This is a genomic window from Paenibacillus xylanivorans (assembly GCF_001280595.1).
Lineage (GTDB): Bacteria > Bacillota > Bacilli > Paenibacillales > Paenibacillaceae > Paenibacillus > Paenibacillus xylanivorans.
Genome location: NZ_LITU01000040.1, coordinates 40,431 through 56,453 on the forward strand (window position 1 = coordinate 40,431; position 16,023 = coordinate 56,453).

The 16,023-nt window shown below is 44.7% G+C and carries 17 protein-coding genes and 2 pseudogenes; 5 read left to right on the forward strand and 14 right to left on the reverse strand.

The genetic code is table 11. The features are described from left to right. Positions 1 to 245 precede the first annotated feature (245 nt). On the forward strand, positions 246 to 1,073 hold the full coding sequence (locus tag AMS66_RS05835; RefSeq protein WP_082350586.1) for a protein-glutamine gamma-glutamyltransferase: 828 nt from the start codon (positions 246 to 248) through the stop codon (positions 1,071 to 1,073). Between the two features lie 188 nt (positions 1,074 to 1,261). On the opposite strand, the gene infC is transcribed toward AMS66_RS05835, so the two are convergent. The 3 genes from infC to AMS66_RS33510 form a co-directional block, all read right to left on the reverse strand. Beyond that, a complete protein-coding gene (infC, locus tag AMS66_RS05840; RefSeq protein ID WP_053779898.1) occupies positions 1,262 to 1,753 on the reverse strand; it encodes a translation initiation factor IF-3 in 492 nt (163 codons plus the stop codon). Positions 1,754 to 1,878: 125 nt separating this feature from the next. Beyond that, the gene (locus AMS66_RS05845) at positions 1,879 to 2,811 is read right to left on the reverse strand and encodes a manganese-dependent inorganic pyrophosphatase (RefSeq protein WP_053779899.1); all 933 of its coding nucleotides are present in this window, start codon (positions 2,809 to 2,811) and stop codon (positions 1,879 to 1,881) included. Between the two features lie 147 nt (positions 2,812 to 2,958). Beyond that, positions 2,959 to 3,603, reverse strand: a complete 645-nt coding sequence (locus tag AMS66_RS33510) for a hypothetical protein (RefSeq protein WP_053779900.1) — start codon at positions 3,601 to 3,603, stop codon at positions 2,959 to 2,961. Positions 3,604 to 3,766: 163 nt separating this feature from the next. Here AMS66_RS33510 and AMS66_RS05855 point away from each other — a divergent pair, with 163 nt between their 5' ends. Further along, positions 3,767 to 4,003: a helix-turn-helix domain-containing protein gene (locus AMS66_RS05855; protein WP_053779901.1), complete on the forward strand. Its 237-nt coding sequence runs from the start codon at positions 3,767 to 3,769 to the stop codon at positions 4,001 to 4,003. Here AMS66_RS05855 and AMS66_RS05860 read toward each other — a convergent pair. From AMS66_RS05860 to AMS66_RS05875, 4 genes are all read right to left on the reverse strand, one after another. After that, the gene (locus tag AMS66_RS05860) at positions 4,000 to 4,752 is read right to left on the reverse strand and encodes a metallophosphoesterase family protein (RefSeq protein ID WP_330219295.1); all 753 of its coding nucleotides are present in this window, start codon (positions 4,750 to 4,752) and stop codon (positions 4,000 to 4,002) included. The two genes, AMS66_RS05855 and AMS66_RS05860, sit on opposite strands and share 4 nt — an antisense overlap. Positions 4,753 to 4,843: 91 nt before the next feature. Then, the gene (locus AMS66_RS05865; RefSeq protein WP_053779903.1) at positions 4,844 to 5,851 is read right to left on the reverse strand and encodes an LLM class flavin-dependent oxidoreductase; all 1,008 of its coding nucleotides are present in this window, start codon (positions 5,849 to 5,851) and stop codon (positions 4,844 to 4,846) included. A 181-nt stretch (positions 5,852 to 6,032) separates the two neighbouring features. Beyond that, positions 6,033 to 7,970, reverse strand: coding sequence for an LTA synthase family protein (locus tag AMS66_RS05870; RefSeq protein WP_053779904.1), 1,938 nt, complete (start codon positions 7,968 to 7,970; stop codon positions 6,033 to 6,035). Between the two features lie 104 nt (positions 7,971 to 8,074). Beyond that, positions 8,075 to 10,345 carry a putative PEP-binding protein gene (locus tag AMS66_RS05875; RefSeq protein WP_053779905.1) on the reverse strand — a complete coding sequence of 757 codons (2,271 nt, stop codon included), beginning with the start codon at positions 10,343 to 10,345 and terminating at the stop codon, positions 8,075 to 8,077. 251 nt (positions 10,346 to 10,596) lie between these two features. Between AMS66_RS05875 and AMS66_RS05880 the strand changes: the two genes are divergently transcribed. Further along, positions 10,597 to 10,974, forward strand: coding sequence for a VOC family protein (locus tag AMS66_RS05880; RefSeq protein ID WP_053779906.1), 378 nt, complete (start codon positions 10,597 to 10,599; stop codon positions 10,972 to 10,974). A 484-nt stretch (positions 10,975 to 11,458) separates the two neighbouring features. Here the strand turns inward: AMS66_RS05880 and AMS66_RS05885 are convergent, their stop codons facing one another. The 4 genes and pseudogenes from AMS66_RS05885 to AMS66_RS34500 all read right to left on the reverse strand — a co-directional run. Next, entirely contained in the window at positions 11,459 to 11,662 is a 204-nt protein-coding gene (locus AMS66_RS05885; protein ID WP_330219289.1) for a YolD-like family protein, read from the reverse strand. Positions 11,663 to 11,773: 111 nt separating this feature from the next. Then, positions 11,774 to 12,001, reverse strand: a complete 228-nt coding sequence (locus AMS66_RS05890) for a hypothetical protein (RefSeq protein ID WP_181014092.1) — start codon at positions 11,999 to 12,001, stop codon at positions 11,774 to 11,776. A gap of 67 nt (positions 12,002 to 12,068) precedes the next feature. Then, entirely contained in the window at positions 12,069 to 12,272 is a 204-nt protein-coding gene (locus AMS66_RS05895; RefSeq protein ID WP_053779908.1) for a hypothetical protein, read from the reverse strand. A 440-nt stretch (positions 12,273 to 12,712) separates the two neighbouring features. Next, a pseudogene (locus AMS66_RS34500) lies at positions 12,713 to 12,950 on the reverse strand (hypothetical protein); the annotation flags it as partial. A 222-nt stretch (positions 12,951 to 13,172) separates the two neighbouring features. Between AMS66_RS34500 and AMS66_RS05900 the strand changes: the two are divergent. Continuing rightward, positions 13,173 to 14,026 (forward strand): annotated as a pseudogene (locus tag AMS66_RS05900) (manganese catalase family protein). A 446-nt stretch (positions 14,027 to 14,472) separates the two neighbouring features. On the opposite strand, the gene AMS66_RS05905 reads toward AMS66_RS05900, so the two are convergent. Continuing rightward, on the reverse strand, positions 14,473 to 14,991 hold the full coding sequence (locus AMS66_RS05905; protein WP_053779909.1) for a DUF3231 family protein: 519 nt from the start codon (positions 14,989 to 14,991) through the stop codon (positions 14,473 to 14,475). Positions 14,992 to 15,141: 150 nt separating this feature from the next. Here AMS66_RS05905 and AMS66_RS05910 point away from each other — a divergent pair, with 150 nt between their 5' ends. After that, positions 15,142 to 15,414 carry a WGxxGxxG family protein gene (locus AMS66_RS05910; protein ID WP_053779910.1) on the forward strand — a complete coding sequence of 91 codons (273 nt, stop codon included), beginning with the start codon at positions 15,142 to 15,144 and terminating at the stop codon, positions 15,412 to 15,414. A gap of 104 nt (positions 15,415 to 15,518) precedes the next feature. Here the strand turns inward: AMS66_RS05910 and AMS66_RS05915 are convergent, their stop codons facing one another. Further along, positions 15,519 to 15,632 (reverse strand): hypothetical protein, encoded by a 114-nt coding sequence (locus AMS66_RS05915; protein WP_053779911.1) that lies wholly within the window; start codon positions 15,630 to 15,632, stop codon positions 15,519 to 15,521. 140 nt (positions 15,633 to 15,772) lie between these two features. Further along, on the reverse strand, positions 15,773 to 16,023 hold a 251-nt coding region (locus AMS66_RS33120; protein ID WP_201782149.1), incomplete at its 5' end, for an IS3 family transposase.

Genomic DNA, 16,023 nt, shown 5'->3' on the forward strand with positions numbered 1-16,023 from the left:
ATATATTCCGTATGAACAGATCGACCTGAACATAACTTCATCTATAAGAGTAGTACCCCAAAAGTAATGAATTATAAACGAGATCAACAAAATTCCAGGCAATAATCGACATTCTTATCGTGTGTTCAGGCTGTCTGCACCTGTAGACATACAAAAACGCACAGCTGGTGTCATATACTACAGAATACGCGTGCATACCCGTTTGTACAAGGCTGAACATCCCAATGATACTGGAGGTTATGATTATGATCATTGTTGCGAATCAACCGATTGAGCTGGTACGTTCGGATTGGTCTGCTTTTGCATGGCACTGGTTACAGCAACTACAGAACAGTCCAACAGTATACACATATCAATCCATGCATCATCTTCACTTTGAATGGACGTTGCGCGAGTCTTTGGTTGATGCAGCGGAAGCGCTTGATCGAAGCGGGGTCAGCTTTGCATCATTCGAGAAATCCAGGTGCAACCCGGCCTATTGGAATCGAAATGATCAAGGAGGCTTTGAACTGAGGGTTGAGGTGACGCCTGCGGAGGGAATCCGGGACATTTGGAAGAATGGTCATTTGTATGCCTTTGAATGTGCAACAGCGACAGTGATCGTACTGTATGGCGGAGTATTGGGCAGCATTCGGGAAGATGATTTCAATTCACTGTTTCGCAACCTGCTGCTCTACGACTGGCACTATGACAGCGATCTACGATTAACGGAGAAGAACGGCAGCGACTCTGCGCTTCCTGGAGATGTATTGTACTTCAAAAATCCGGACGTTTCCCCTGAAACACCAGAGTGGCAGGGAGAGAATACCATTATGCTGCGTGAAGACCTATATTATGGTCATGGAATCGGGATTGCAAGCGGGGAAGAAATCATTCGTTCACTGAATCAAAACCGCATTCCCCGAAGTACAGTGTCAGCCTATTTAATGGATACGGTTATTTATCCGGACTTTCTATATCTATCCCGGTATGCCAAGAACAGTAACGCGAATTCACAGACAGCCTCGTCTACCCCGGTCTTACCGGGACAGTTGTATGTACGCATTGGCGGCAGCCGTTACTTGCGAACCTAAGTAGCTTGAAGCGTAATTGTCATTAGGGTTACAGAAGTGCTATAACGATATTTCATGCTGAAAACCCCGGAGAGCAGCAAGTCAACTGCTGCTCTCCGGGGTTTTTTGGAGCACTTGGGACAACCAGTCCCAAACGACCGAATTGTCCCACAGTTCCATAGTTATTTAGCTGATTTCGTTCATCGTTATTATCCAATGGGGTCTAACTGTACAACGACCTGTTTGCCGCTCACTTGGATACCTGTCGTTTTACTACCATACTCAGCCAGAGATTTGCACAGCTGTTCTGCCCATTCCTTGCCTGCTGTTCCTTCCTTGGCTCCATGCACCTGGATGACGAGCTTCACCGAGTCACCTTTCGTCAGGATGCGCTCTGCCTGAGATTGCTTGGTCTCCCGGTCGTGGTCTTCCATCTGCAGGTTCAGTCGAATCTCTTTCACTTTGCGTTTATCCGGTGATTTTGCAGCTTTCTTCTTCTCTTGCTGCTTTTCTTGTCTCGCAGCTCCAGCGCCCATCAGTTTGCATGGCGGCGGGCTTGTCATTAGAGACGTACAGATCAGATCCACCTTGTGCTGCTTCGCAAGTGCAAGTGCGTCACGAGTAGACATGATGCCGAGATCTTCACCGTTCAGGCCGGTCAGTTGCACTTCAGTCGCTTTAATCTTTTCATTTTTGATCATAGTACATCCTCCTCTACAACAAAAGCCTGTCCTGACCTATGACAGATCAAGAGCAGGCTTGGATGTTGTAACTGAATATTCATCGTATATGTGGACGTAATGGTTATACGTCGGTTTTGTGCGTCTTACAACGAGTTGAAAGCTTCGGTCAGAACCGGTACAATTTGCGACTTGCGGGATACTACGCCTTTGAGCACCGCTCTGCTATCCGACAATGTCACATTGTATGCTTTCTCTACAGCTTTGGTGGAAGCACCATATGCCAATGCAACAGAATCGTTGTTCAGGATGTCTGTTACGACAAATACGAACAGGTCGAGACCTTTGCTGGAAATAATCGCTTCAATCGCTGCTTCAAGCTCAGGTTGTTTCACAAGCACATCATTCACGTCAACCGCGTTCACTTGTGCAATTTCCACTTTTGCTTGACCCATTACGAATTCTTTGGCATCCAGGGAAATCAGTTCAGCAATCGTTTTCTGACTAAGATCTGCGCCCGCTTTCAGCATATCCAGACCATAGCTGTCTGCATCCACACCAGCAATGGTAGCCAGTTCACGCGCTGCTGCTACATCCTGCTCTGTACATGTTGGGGATTTGAACAACAGGGAATCCGAAATAATCGCGGACAGCATCAGACCAGCAATCGGTGCACTGATTTCCACGCCGTTTTCTTTGTACAATTTATTCAAAATGGTTGCTGTACAACCTACAGGTTCTGCACGGAAATATAGAGGCTGGCTTGTCTCAAAGTTAGCGATCCGGTGGTGGTCGATAACTTCAACAACAGTCACTTCCTCAATATCGCTGACACTTTGTTGACGCTCATTGTGGTCAACCAGGATGACCTTGTTTACTTCATTGGCTGCTGTTTTGATCAGACGTGGCGCTGCCACTTTGAATTGGTCCAGTGCAAATTGAGTTTCGCCGTTGACTTCGCCAAGACGAACTGCTTCAACTTCTTGACCCAATTTTGTTTTCAAGTCTGCATAGGCAATAGCCGAGCAGATCGTATCCGTATCGGGATTTTTGTGACCGAAGATTAATGCTTTTTCCATATTAATAGCCCTCCGTCAATTCTGATTTAGATGAATAGAATGTAATATTTCAATCATACCCTTACTGATTATAGCGTTAATAAGGCTTAATTCCAATCCCTTTACAGCGAATTAATTACAAAATCATGTCAGGGTCTTGTCTTTATGTCACAGTGAGCACAAATTCTGTTCCGCCCTTTCGATAGCTTCAGTTAGGCTTATATATGGATTATCATTCCGTAAACGAATGCATAACTCTGCCGTCCCCCCAGCTTCGATCCATTGTCGGTATGTATACCAATCCACATTCTCAAGAAAGTAAAAGGTTAGAGCTTCAACGGGATTTAATTTATACTTTTGTTTAAAGGTAACTTCTGACATCGAGTCTTGCACCAAATACTCTGCCTTTAACTCATACAACAGTTGAAATATGCTATGTGGATTTATATCCAGAATCCGCTGGACAAACTCATTGCGTCGATCCAGAGTATTTAATATGATATGCATATCACAGATTAACTCTTCATCGTACATAGTGACATTCAATTTCCGTAGAAGTTCTTCTACGCTCAATTCGGAATCATACGGAGCCTGCTCCAAAATGATTGTCCAAGGTTCGCGATATCCAAAACCAAAAACTTCAATAGCATCTGTGATATGCTGACCAATTGTTCTCCATTTTCTTCCCAATGAATCTGTAATATGATAGAAATGAATTCCATCAGGTATAGCTGCCAACTCAGTCCAAACGGGCTTCTTCCTAACAATATGTATTACAGCCTGTTGATTTATCATAGGTGTAACGTCTCTCATCCATCAATCCCCTCCACTTTAGGAGTCTGAAATTGAATTTCTAGTTTCAAGAAGACAACCTGCACTCTCATAGTGCAATTCATATTCCAAATATATCATTTGCACTTTGAAAGTGCAACCATATCCAACTAAAACTTTTAAATAATCTTGCTGGAGGATCACTATGGATTTCGATAAAGTCACATTACACTGCAAACTCGATGAGATCTTGAAAAAGCACAACAACATGTCTGTCCTCAAATTGTCAGAAGAAATTGGACATCGTAGAACAACCATTATGGAACTGTTGCACAACACCAATATGGATAAGAAAAAGATTTCTGCATCCCTCATTGTGAAACTCTGTGTATACTTCGATATCACACCTAATGATTTATTTGAAATTCGCCGCGTGGATTAAATCTCGGGACCCTGACGGGTCTCTCCTCTTTTCACAAAAAGAGTCTGCACACTTCCGTCTTCGCTGATCTCCAGCAAGTTCAATTGAGCACCATAAGCACATCCGCCATCAATGCCAATCTTGTCTCCACTAGGGTCAAACCAGACACCTGGCTCGTTATGCAAGTTTTTGACTGGAGTGTGACCGAATACCACCGTCTCCTCAAGCGAGGTTGGTCTCGAATAGAACGGCTCCCGAATCCAAATGAAATCACGCTCTGACTGGGTCCGCCAATCCTCCACCTCCGGATTAATCCCGGCATGTACAAAGATATAACCAGGAATTTCATATACAAGGGGAAGCTGCTCCAAAAAACGAAGATGATGCTCATAGTGTGTACGGAGCCACTGTTTGGCTTCAGTATAAACACCCCAGTCCAACTGCTCATCATCCAAAGAAACCTCGACATAGCTTGCCAGCGTCTGTAAGCCGCCATTGCGAATCCAGTGTTTGTCATACTCCTCGACATCATGGTTCAGCGCCTTGACCATCATCGCATCATGATTTCCTTTGATCGCAATAATGTTGTACTGTTCGTGCATCTGCATAATCTGTTCCACGACCTCTTTGCTCTTCGGTCCGCGGTCGACATAATCACCTAACAAAATCAGCTCGTCCTGCTTCGGATCGTATGCTGCCTGCTCAAGTAGAGCATTGAATTCGTCGTAACAGCCATGAATATCACTAATGACACATCTGCGAATGTGAATCTCTCCTCTCCCTGATCACGCAAGAGTATAACCGGAACCTTGCTAGCAAGGCTCCAGCCATTTCAGAATACTAATTCCCGTTCAGTACCGATTAATCCTGCTTTAAACCAAAGGCTTCCGCTATCAAGCTGAATGAGCGCAAACGATCCTCGAATGAGTGAATCGCTGATGCAATAATAACTTCATCCGCTTCATAGCGTTCAGCCATTGCTGTAATTTTGTCCTTCACTTGATCCGGTGTACCCACGATGGAAAAAGAACGGCGTTGACGAATCTGTTCCATCTCCATGGCCGTAAATGGATAGTTGTTCACCGTTTCCAGGGATGGGAATGAGTTCTGCTCCAGACCCCGGCCAAGCCGCAGGAAGAATAACTCATTGCTGCGAGCAAGATCAGCAGCCGCTTCCTCGGTCTCTGCACAGAATGCCGACACCGCAATCATGGAATGGGGTTGGTCATTCAGGATGGAAGGCTTGAAATGTCTGCGATAATGCTTCATCGCTTCCTCCCCACCCGGCGTTCCAAAAAATTGGGCAAACGCGTAAGCGGTCCCTTGTGCCGCAGCAATTCGCGCACCTTCGGAACTGGAACCGAGCAACCATACTTCCGGAACAGTTGGTACGGATGGTCCGGCTACTAGGGAAGCAAAACGATGATCCTCCGGCAGCTGTTCATGAAAGTATCCACCCAGATCGGCAATCTGCTGCGGGAAGAATTGTACATTCGATGACTTCCCTTCATTCAGAGCCCTGCTGGCAATCGGCATGCCACCCGGTGCTCTGCCGATTCCAAGGTCGATTCGACCGGGGTGTAGCGCTTCCAGCAAACGGAAGTTCTCGGCGACTTTATATGCACTGTAATGAGGCAGCATAACGCCGCCTGAACCTACGCGAATTCGATCTGTATGTGCTGCAACGTGTGCAATCATAACTTCCGGACTGGAAAATGACAGCGCCCCGCTGCCGTGATGCTCCGACATCCAGAAGCGGGAGAATCCCAGTTCATCTGCATGTTTGGCAAGAGTTACAGTCTCCTGAAGGGTATCCTGTACCGTCCGTCCTTCATTAATATGTCCATGTTCAAGTACACTAAGTTTCATCTATATTCATTCCTTTCGTCATCTGCGTTAGTGGCTGCATCTCCCATTGTAACATTATCGATTACAGTTTCAAAGGTTATCTGCTTCTCATTACACGTTTCGATCTACGATGAATAAACAAATAACGTCACCAGCTTCTGAGCCGGTGACGTTATGGTGCTTCATACATATAAAAATTCAATTACGGTGCACGTTTGGGCAATAGCTTCACATACTCGTCAGACAGCCTCATCAAGCTGAGCACGTGCTCATAATCCGAACGGTACGGCTCAAGATCCGTGACGGGTTCGTACGTTTTTAACGAGTAGGCTGTTCCATCATCAAAACCCGCACCCGGAATAAACATAATGTCATTATTCACAAAAGAACCTGTCGGCAAGTAATACCGGATACCAAACGCATTGTGGTCCATGTTAAGCAGATCGTGTCCAAAGGCTGTAAACTTCTCTTCCTTCAAGGAAATCCCCATCAGGTTCATCACCGTTGGCAAAATATCCAACTGACCGCCAGGCTGTTCAATGATTTGCCCTTTTGCCTGTTTTGGCGTGTGGATCAGAAGCGGGATGTTGAAACGACTTACTTTACCGTCATATGGCACGTTGAGATTGGTCTGAATCTGCTGTGTAATCTCATCGTTTGCTGGCAGACCGAAATGGTCGCCATATATAACGAGTGTTGTATTATCCCATAACCCGTTTGCCTTGAGTTCATTGATCAGCTGACCTACCGCATAATCCGTATAATTGATCGCTTGCAAGTAATCATGCAGTAACGTATTGGTGATTGTGGCCGGGATGGTGATTCTCGCTCGGTCCGCAGGAACGGTAAACGGCGAGTGGCTGGAAGCTGTAATGAACTGAGCATAGAACGGCTGATTAGCAGCCTGATGCGCATCCATTTTTTCCACACCTACACGATATAATTCCTCATCCGATGGTCCAAAATCATTGAACTTATCATTCTCGAAGCTGGGCTTGTCGAAGTACCGATTGAATCCAAGCGCCGGATACATTTTGTTCCGGTTCCAGAAGGTGACGTCATTGACGTGGAACGTCTCTGACTCATATCCTTCTTTGCCAAGCAGCTTTGGAAGACTTGGCAGATCACGGTCACTATACCCTGCTGACATGGGTACAACTCCGGTTGGATAGATGGATGTGTTCGACATGAACTCGGCATCCGACGTATTTCCCTGTCCGATCTGTTGGAAAAAATGAGAGAAATAATAGCTTTCTTTGGCCAGATCATTCAGAACCGGGGTTAATACCTGACCATCCAATGATGCATTAATTGGGAAGTTTTGAAATGACTCCAGTTGTAGGACAATCAGGTTGCTTCCCTTGGCCTGACCAAAATATTTCGTTTTGATGGCCGTGCTCTGACTGGACTTATCCTGGTACGGATACTTGCTAACCAGTTGATTAATCTTGTCGATCGTTTCGTTAATGTTGCCATTAGCAATGGCTTCATTCTCTTTGCTCGTCAGAATCGCTGATGACACCTGATAATTCAGGAAACCGAGATTTTCAGCACGAACCAGTTCATTATCAATCGTTTCTCCTTTGACAATGAAGCTGCCTGACAGCACGATGCAAAATGCAGCCGTAAGGGCTACACCCAACTTGCCCCAATACCGTCTCCGGCTTCTGCCAAAATGGAGTCCACTGTCGCGATAGCTGCTGTTACGAGCTGAGGCACGACGACTGCGCAAGATAAACCATATCGGTAAAGCCAGTACGATGTCCACAAAAAACAGGAAGTGCTCAGGCCGTACCAAAGGTCCGATACTACCTCTCACCTGAGCAACCTGGCCAAGCTCGCTGAGTGCCGTGTATGTGGGAACCGAACTAAAATGTACGTTATAGAGTGTCGCCGCGAACAATACCAGCGAGAACAACACATTGAAGCCTCCGTACACTGCACGCTTCCAGCCTTTTGGCACGATCAGATCGAGGATACATACCACGGTCAGGGCCCCCAATGCGTCAGTAACGAAACCGATGCCGGACAGACCCTGGAAAAAGAAATACCGCAAAAGCGACAGCTTCAGCAGCATAAGAATAAATAACACGGCAAATAACGTCCGTGATGAGGTCCGCTCATTTTTGGAATTAAACATGGTCGCTTTCAACCCTTATCTGAAATTTTTACGTTCCTTTTACAAAACGTATATTTCAGTATAACAGTTTTAAGGTTGGTATTCCATGAGGGGATATGGAAATGTTACGCAATCGTCGATATATCGCCGTCCTGCCTGTTTTTGTTTTGGTCCTGCTTCTGTGCAAGGAGTGACGCCTGTGCGGCAGCAATACGAGCAAGCGGTATCTGTTCTGGCAGACAGCTTACATAATCCAGACCAATACGGTGGCAAAAAGCAATGGAAGCCGGATCGACTGCATTCTCGCCACAGATGCCTGCTTTTAGATGAGGTTTCCGAATTCGGCCCTGAACGAGGGCCATCTCTACCAGTTGCCCCACGCCGTCGATATCCAGTACCTGAAATGGATTGCTGAGCAGTGAGCGTTGTGGCTGGGCGAAATGAAAGAATGACTTCTCCGTATTGTGACGACTGTAACCGAACGTCATCTGTGTCAGTTCATCGGTGCCAAACGAGAAGAAGTCCGCATATCGGGCGATAGGAGCTGCGGTCAGTGCCGCTCGAGGAACTTCAATCCGTGCTCCCACTCTGTAAAGACAGTGCCGCTTCTCCTCTCCAAGCACCTGGTCCGCTACATGATCCACTAGATCTCTCATGACCTGAAGTTCATTGGCATGACCCACCAAAGGAATCATGATCTCAGGCCGTACCCACTGCCCTTGGCGAATGCCCTTCACCGCTGCACGAAAAATGGCTTCAAGCTGCATATCGTAGATTTCCGGGAACACGGTTCCCAGTCTACAGTCCTGCTGTCCTAGCAACGGATATTGTTCATGCAATTCCAGCACCCTGCGGATGACACGCTCAAGCTCCTGCACTTCGGTGGTGTTTTCCTCCAATGCCCTGAGAGCCAACTGTTCACGTCGTTCGTTTAACCTTTCAATATCAGGCAGCAGCTCATACAGCGGCGGATCAAGCAATCTAATGGTTACCGGATAACCATCCATCGCTTCGAAGAGTTGTTCAAAATCAGCCTGCTGCATTGGCAACAGACGTTCCAGTCCACGCTTGCGCTCAGCTTCACTGTCTGCCAGAATCATTTTCTGTACAAAAGGAAATCTCGAAGCAGACAACAACAGTTGTTCTGTCCGACACAATCCAATGCCCTCAGCCCCTAACGCGCGGGCCTTCACGGCGTCCTTGGGATGATCCACATTAGACAGTATTGTAAGCCCCTTCATTTCATCAGCCCATTCAAGCAGGAGCTGTAATTCGGGTGATAAATTTGAAGATACTTTCAGCAATTCTGTCACATGCCAAGGCTGGATACGCAATATTGCATCTTCTTTGGTGATTACCCCTTCATCTACAAGATCTACAGTACTCCTCAGCGTTGCCTGTGAGGTTAATCTCACTTCACTGATTTCCACAAGATACAGGGTCCCTAAATCCACAACAAATTCGATCTCCTGTACCTCTCCCGTGTGAGACTCCAGATAACTGCAAGCATCCTGTAAAAGACTATACACTTCAGGCTCTTCACTCCGCAGTTGATCCAGTCCTTCATTCGAACACCTGGATGCAGCAGCTGAAACGTAATCACCTGTCATGCCTCGTTCCCCGGTACCCGGATGACGGGAATATACCGTGCCGATCCCGCTGCGGTCACCATGATCTCCACTAACCATCAACTGTATAAGAACTGCTGCTCCTTGAGATTCATCGGAGAAATGAGAAGGCTTACGAAGAAGTTCTTGTTGGGAGTTTGGTCGTAGAACACGCTCTGAATCAGAAACTGCACGTATCGCTTCTTTTAACTGTAACTGCACATCCTGAGGGAAAGGATGACGTCCTCTCTCTTCTATTAAGCGTTTATATTCCGCGATGGCGAATTCTAGCTTCGCTTCATCGAGTATCGAGATGTCTTCCAATTTCTCTTCAAATAGAGCATACGGAATATCATGTACCAGCTGACCATAATCCTGTAATAAAATCCGATAACAATTTAGGGCATACTCACGATCATTCGTTTGCCTGGCGAGCCCCTCCACCGTCACATCATTCAGTCCTACATGAAGCAAAGCATGGGAAGCCGTATCACGGGAACACGTTTCACTTGACCGAACGGCAAGCAGCAGTGGCGCTAAGGAATCGCCGAAGAATTTGCCTGATTGCTTCTCAAGATACTGAATTGCGCTGTCAATCTCTTGGGCTCCTTCAGCTGAAAGAGGTGCACGACGGGTACAGAACGCGCGACAGCCTTCCTTTGTTACAATGAACCCGGCCGGAACGGGCCAACCTGCCTGGAGCATCGCTGCAAGTCCAGCCCCTTTACTGCCCATCAGCCCTTTCATCTCTGCCGTACCTTCTTCCAATAGAACTACCCGTTTCGTCATTACAGCGCTCCCATCTGCCATTACATGGCTGTGCTTAAAAGGAAATTCGGTCGCTCGAATTGTCCTTTATCTAATGGTATGTCGCAATGTTGCAGTCAAGGACATTTGCTTCCTCTTTTTGTGCTTGAATTGAAGTTGTATGGCGGGTGCTCATATATGGTAATATAAAGCTTGACTCAATCTAACAAACTACATCCAATGACATACCTGCTTCAACCATGATCAACTACGTATATAAGGAGTGTAAATCAATGTTTACTCAAGTCGGACAAATTATGTTGTATGTAAACGATCAGGACAAGGCTCTTCAATTTTGGACGGAAAAAGCAGGTTTCCATATCGTTAATGAAGTCAATGGGAATGGCATGCGCTGGATCGAGATTGCTCCTGTGAAGGATGCCCAAACCACCATCATCCTGCACGACAAGGAATTCGTTGCCAAAATGTCCCCTGAATTAAACCTTGGCACACCATCTCTTATGCTATTCACAGATAATCTGGATCAACTCTACACTCACTTATCCAATAAACAAGTTACGGTTGGCGAGATTGTAACGATGCCTGGCGGAAGAGTATTCAACTTTGCAGATGACGAAAACAATTACTTTGCTGTTATGGAGAAAAACTAAATCTCCTGGCTTAAAGGTAATAACACACAAAAAGCCCGTTCAGTTGTGAACAGGCTTTTTTTCTGTATATTTTGCTCATATGCAAACCTGCCTGCATACATCGCTGTTTTCCCATGTTGTTGCGCAGTACTTCCAAGTGATAGGCTACGTCAAGCCATAAACCGCAATATATCATCGATCTTCTTCCCATGGGATATAACACCATAATTCATCCAGGTCATGTTCTATGAATATTCACTTGCATTTCCCTCGAATCTTTTGGGCTGATTTTGACTGGTCTTTAGCGGGTTCATCATACTTTAAATTCGTATGAATTCACCGGCATTCGCAGAGATTGTTGTTTTTCTGTGATTTTTTGTAGTTGTGTTTAGGGGATGAATCTACGTAGCAATCAAATTGATTGAATAGTTTGGGTACCCAATTAAGTTGTACAAACCAGATTATAACAAATAGTACCCCAGCCATAAAGGCTAGAGTACTATTTTTAATTTTCCGCTGAAATAATCTCTTCTATTTTAATCCAACTGTAGTCCTCTTCTGCCCGGACCATCTTTATTCTCCTATTTGGCTTATCAATCGATGCGACACCCCCACGCATAACCTCATCATCGAACGGATTGAAAACGGTCAATGTGACAGATCGGCGTTCTTGGTAAGACTCCAGGATTGCTTCTTCAATGAGCTGCATTTCCTGTTCGTCCAGAACCGGCTTCCCCCTTCTCGATGTTCAGGAAGAATTATGCGAGATCCCTCATATACACCATTCGCCGTCAATTTGCTTGCCACATTTCATCCCTCCTCAGTATTGGGTCCAATAGCTTAAATCGTTTGGCAGCGCCGGTATCGGTGCCTCTGGGAGCTTAGGCTTCTCCGACTCTCGTTCCCACCCTTCCAGGATCACAATATTGGCCGTGTTAGACTTATCCTCCCAGTGTATGTATTCAGATGCAATTAGGGCGTCCAGGGCAGCCATAACATCGGGCTTGCCCTTACCCGTTTTGACCGTCAACTCGTGGACCATAGGCAACCGTCGCCGCCCGCTACTGTAGTTGTACAAGATCCTCAGTACCTTGCGTTGAAAATCCGTTAACATGTTATGCCCCTTCCCCTACCGTCTTGATTGGAAGCCATGCCAGCAACCCTGATTCTTTAAATGTTCGCGGTTGACCGGATAACAAATCATCTGCATTAATCAGCCCAGACCGAATGCTCTTAACTTGTATACGACGCTTGGTGATCTTCCCGCTTTGGTCCAAATAAATGATTTCCACTAACCAACCCAAGTACTTTACTGGCATGTTCATCCCTCCATGTAAGAACGTTTGTTTGTATTATATGCGAACGCACGTTCTTTATACAACAAGAAAAAAGCCCCACTAGCGATATGCCAGTGAAGCCTCTTTAACTGATGCTTTCGGATTTGGGAAATATAATACCATAATTACCCTTCTACTTCAATCTGTTTCAACTGACGGCTAATAGGCATAGATTTAATGACCTTTGTTTCCAAGGACAGCCACAAGCAGACCTGACAAAATAAAAAAAGCCTGCCAGTTTTGATAACAGACAGGACCTTCTCAGAGAATTAGGGGGGGAGTTGATACCGGAGCTATGAATAGTCCCGTTGTTGTTTCTGATTAGTGTATCCTTAACCCTCACTAATTATACAATCAGGCACACTACTAGCAAATGTGTTTATATGCAATATGAACCGCCCGCTGTTTAAAGCAGGTGTCTATTAGTCGGATACAACAAGTCCATCAAAGTTCTCAGTGCCTACACGGATCGTTCCCAGCAAGTTGGAGCTAATAAATGCCGTGTAAGTCAATGGGGGGGTTGAAGGCATCGGCAGAGAACGTAATAACTTGTGGTGCAAGTACACTCAAACTGAATGTCGATGTTGCCGAGTAGATAACTGGATCTGTCGATAATGTCCCCCTTACAATTGTAATAGTTACTCCAACAAGAGAAAGTGGACATCTTTCCATTAAAGAGAAAAATAGGTTTCACTAGCGTATGCATAAGCACATTATCACTGAACATCCTACAATAAAATTTCAACATAACACCTTGAATCAATGTCTCGTCAGAAATGTTTATACTTTATTTCAACCAAATATTAGATACCCAATCATTAACATAAAATTAATGATGACGTTCATACTAAATATGGTAGTAAACTTGAATGGAGGACAACCATGTTTTTTTATCGTGAAGATTTGATCAACATGATCGTTCCGGACAAGCCTGATCCGGCTGCTGCAAAAGTGTTACAGGAAACCCTTGGCGGCCAATTTGGCGAAATGCGGACAATGATGCAATATTTTTTTCAGAGTAGTAATTTCCGTGGAAAAGCGAAGCAGTATAGAGACTTAATTCGTGGTGTATTTATGGAGGAATTAAGCTATGTTGAACTGGTGCAACAAACAATAAATCAGTTGTTGACTGGAGCCGGAGCTGAGGGAGTAGGAAATGCCGGCATTGATGGGGCTCCGCTGGACGAAGCTATTAAACATGCCAATCCACATCATTATATTATGGGCGCTCAAAGTTCGCTGCCTGTAGATGCCGCCGGCAATCCATGGCTCGGGAATTATGTATATGATCATGGCAACTTGGTAAGCAACCTGCTCGATAACGTTGTACTGGAATCAACCGGGGTATTACAAAAAACACGGATTTATGAAATGAGCAACAACATGCGTTCCGCGAGACTTTGGCATTTCTAATCGTTCGTGACAATGCTCACCAAAATGTATTCGCGAAAGCACTAGAGACATTAGGCGTAAATTGGGGCAATGTGTTTCCTGTACCCAATTACGATATCAACAAATATCCAGAGTGTCAGAAATATGTTGACCTCGGCTTCCACAATGCCCAATTTAACTTCCGTTTGGACAATACACGAATTGGTGAAGTATTCATTGGCCTAACACCTAGTCGTAATGGCGGCGAGCTACAAGTCACGGAACCTCCTCAGGGATTCCCACTCCCGTTTATGCCGGAGCTTCCTAATGAGCACAGTCCAGGGTTGCATGATTTAAATACCTAAGACATCTTTCGGAAAAGTAAGAATAGGAAACGTATTAAAAAGGAACCCCTGAACAGGGTTCCTTTTTAATACGTTGATTGAATCACATCATGTAAATATAGTATTTTACGATGCTTTCGAATTAGTAAATAAAATATTAATGAGAAAGCCTACCTAAAATGCGGTGGTAGGCCTTAGGAAATGGGAGTCCCATACAATTATATCCAACGCATTACTTTTTATAACCATATTAAAAATCATTAAGGCCGAGCGTGAATTAGCTCCGATTTAGTTTTTTCTCTTGGCTTACTCCAACATCATATTTAACCCTCCCGCCTGCCCACAGCGGGAGGGTTGAGATCACAACCTTAAAGAGGGGTGCCTTTAAATATATGCAGTTTCTTGTTAATTAGGCACTTTAAATTATCCCAATGACAAACCCCTACTAAAATCCGCAGGGATTTTATTTAAGCCTCGACTGCTTCGGGTCTTTTCACTTGAAGAGGCGGGGGAATAAGCCAACCTTTTTCTTTTCTCATTTGAAGAATACGAACGCCTAAAGCAGTTTTAGTAACGTGATATTTCGCAAATAAGGCTCCAATATCTTCTCTAACCGATTGACCCATAACTTGACTACAAGCAACCAATCCCATCGAAGTATCAGATGCAATTTTTGCTGCTATCTCCGGATCCGTAAACCTTGCACCAACAGGAATATCTTCAATTTTTACTGGTGGTCTTTCTGGTAAAGCTGGCGTTGGAGCAATTCCGTTATCTGTGAGGAGGGTATCACACTCTTTAATCTCCAGTTTCGCTTGATCAATTAGTGCTTCAAGTGTTTTTTTCAAATCCTTATCTCCTGCGTGATTTAGAAATGCTTGGTAGAAGGAAAGAGCTCCCTTTGCAACCGTTGAACATTGCCATACGCTGAAAATTTCACCATAATGCATAGGTTCATTTTTTGGATTACCACTTAAAATTCCCATCATAACAACTCCTTCATTATTAATTTCCCACCAGAAGTATAGTTCCATATTCATTAACAACATATTCAAAAATAATAAAATTCTCAATGGAATAATGAACTGATTTTTGGAGAAATTATATTCATCACACTTCAAGGAGGGTTAGTTCTTATGAAAAAACAAATAACAACTGCTATCGTATCAATATTTTTATTAGGAGCTTTGGCTGTTCCTGCCTCGGCTCAAAATGTAAATGAAGCTACTATGGATGGGCGTGACAATAATACTTACCATTACAACAGCTCCAATTATAATCCAAGCGGCGTAAGGGCAAATTCAACAACAGATGACGGTAAGCGTATGGATTGGGGATGGCTGGGCTTACTTGGTTTACTAGGTCTTGCTGGAATGCGCAAAAGAGTATCCGACCATTCGGATCGTTAATAAAGATTAAGTCAGTTGAGCAATGTGTACTGCTCTTAGCGGTCCTCTCACAACCAAAAGCCCTACCAGTGTAATGCTGGCAGGGCTTTTCAAAAGCTAAAGAATTAAACTAAAAAAGCTTTAGAAATGATGACCAACAAGATAAAGAGTACCAGAATTGCACCGATGGACGTGAAACTTCCACCATGTCTTCTTTCCTCATAACCAACTTCACTCATGTGTTTCCCTCCTCGTTTGTGGTATATCATAAAGTATTCAATTCCTTTTTTATTGACAAGGCGAATGTGAAAACAAAATAAAAAAGGCACTGCCAGCTGGTCATAGCCCCGTCAAGTAGACAATAAAAAAAGAAATTTTATTAAGCGGCGACTTTTTCCCGGAATTCAATCGGGGAAAGGTCGCCCAGTTTGTTTTGGAAACGTTCCATGTTGTAAAACGAAAGATACTCCGTAATTTGGCTCCTTGCTTGCTCCAGATTCTGAGGTTTCTCCAAATACAACTTCTCCGTCTTTAAGTGGGAGAAGAACGACTCAATACAAGCATTGTCATAGCAGTTCCCACGCCGAGAATGGCTTCCGGTGAGCTTCTTCTCTTCAAGCAACTTGGCAT

Bases quoted from the DNA above. Each gene is read 5' to 3' on its own strand.
- AMS66_RS05835 (WP_082350586.1), top strand. From the start codon at position 246: ATGATCATTGTTGCGAATCAACCGATTGAGCTGGTACGTTCGGATTGG.
- infC (WP_053779898.1), bottom strand. From the start codon at position 1,753: ATGATCAAAAATGAAAAGATTAAAGCGACTGAAGTGCAACTGACCGGC.
- AMS66_RS05845 (WP_053779899.1), bottom strand. From the start codon at position 2,811: ATGGAAAAAGCATTAATCTTCGGTCACAAAAATCCCGATACGGATACG.
- AMS66_RS33510 (WP_053779900.1), bottom strand. From the start codon at position 3,603: ATGAGAGACGTTACACCTATGATAAATCAACAGGCTGTAATACATATT.
- AMS66_RS05855 (WP_053779901.1), top strand. From the start codon at position 3,767: ATGGATTTCGATAAAGTCACATTACACTGCAAACTCGATGAGATCTTG.
- AMS66_RS05865 (WP_053779903.1), bottom strand. From the start codon at position 5,851: ATGAAACTTAGTGTACTTGAACATGGACATATTAATGAAGGACGGACG.
- AMS66_RS05870 (WP_053779904.1), bottom strand. From the start codon at position 7,970: ATGTTTAATTCCAAAAATGAGCGGACCTCATCACGGACGTTATTTGCC.
- AMS66_RS05875 (WP_053779905.1), bottom strand. From the start codon at position 10,345: ATGACGAAACGGGTAGTTCTATTGGAAGAAGGTACGGCAGAGATGAAA.
- AMS66_RS05880 (WP_053779906.1), top strand. From the start codon at position 10,597: ATGTTTACTCAAGTCGGACAAATTATGTTGTATGTAAACGATCAGGAC.
- AMS66_RS05885 (WP_330219289.1), bottom strand. From the start codon at position 11,662: ATGCAGCTCATTGAAGAAGCAATCCTGGAGTCTTACCAAGAACGCCGA.
- AMS66_RS05895 (WP_053779908.1), bottom strand. From the start codon at position 12,272: ATGCCAGTAAAGTACTTGGGTTGGTTAGTGGAAATCATTTATTTGGAC.
- AMS66_RS05905 (WP_053779909.1), bottom strand. From the start codon at position 14,991: ATGGGAATTTTAAGTGGTAATCCAAAAAATGAACCTATGCATTATGGT.
- AMS66_RS05910 (WP_053779910.1), top strand. From the start codon at position 15,142: ATGAAAAAACAAATAACAACTGCTATCGTATCAATATTTTTATTAGGA.
- AMS66_RS05915 (WP_053779911.1), bottom strand. From the start codon at position 15,632: ATGAGTGAAGTTGGTTATGAGGAAAGAAGACATGGTGGAAGTTTCACG.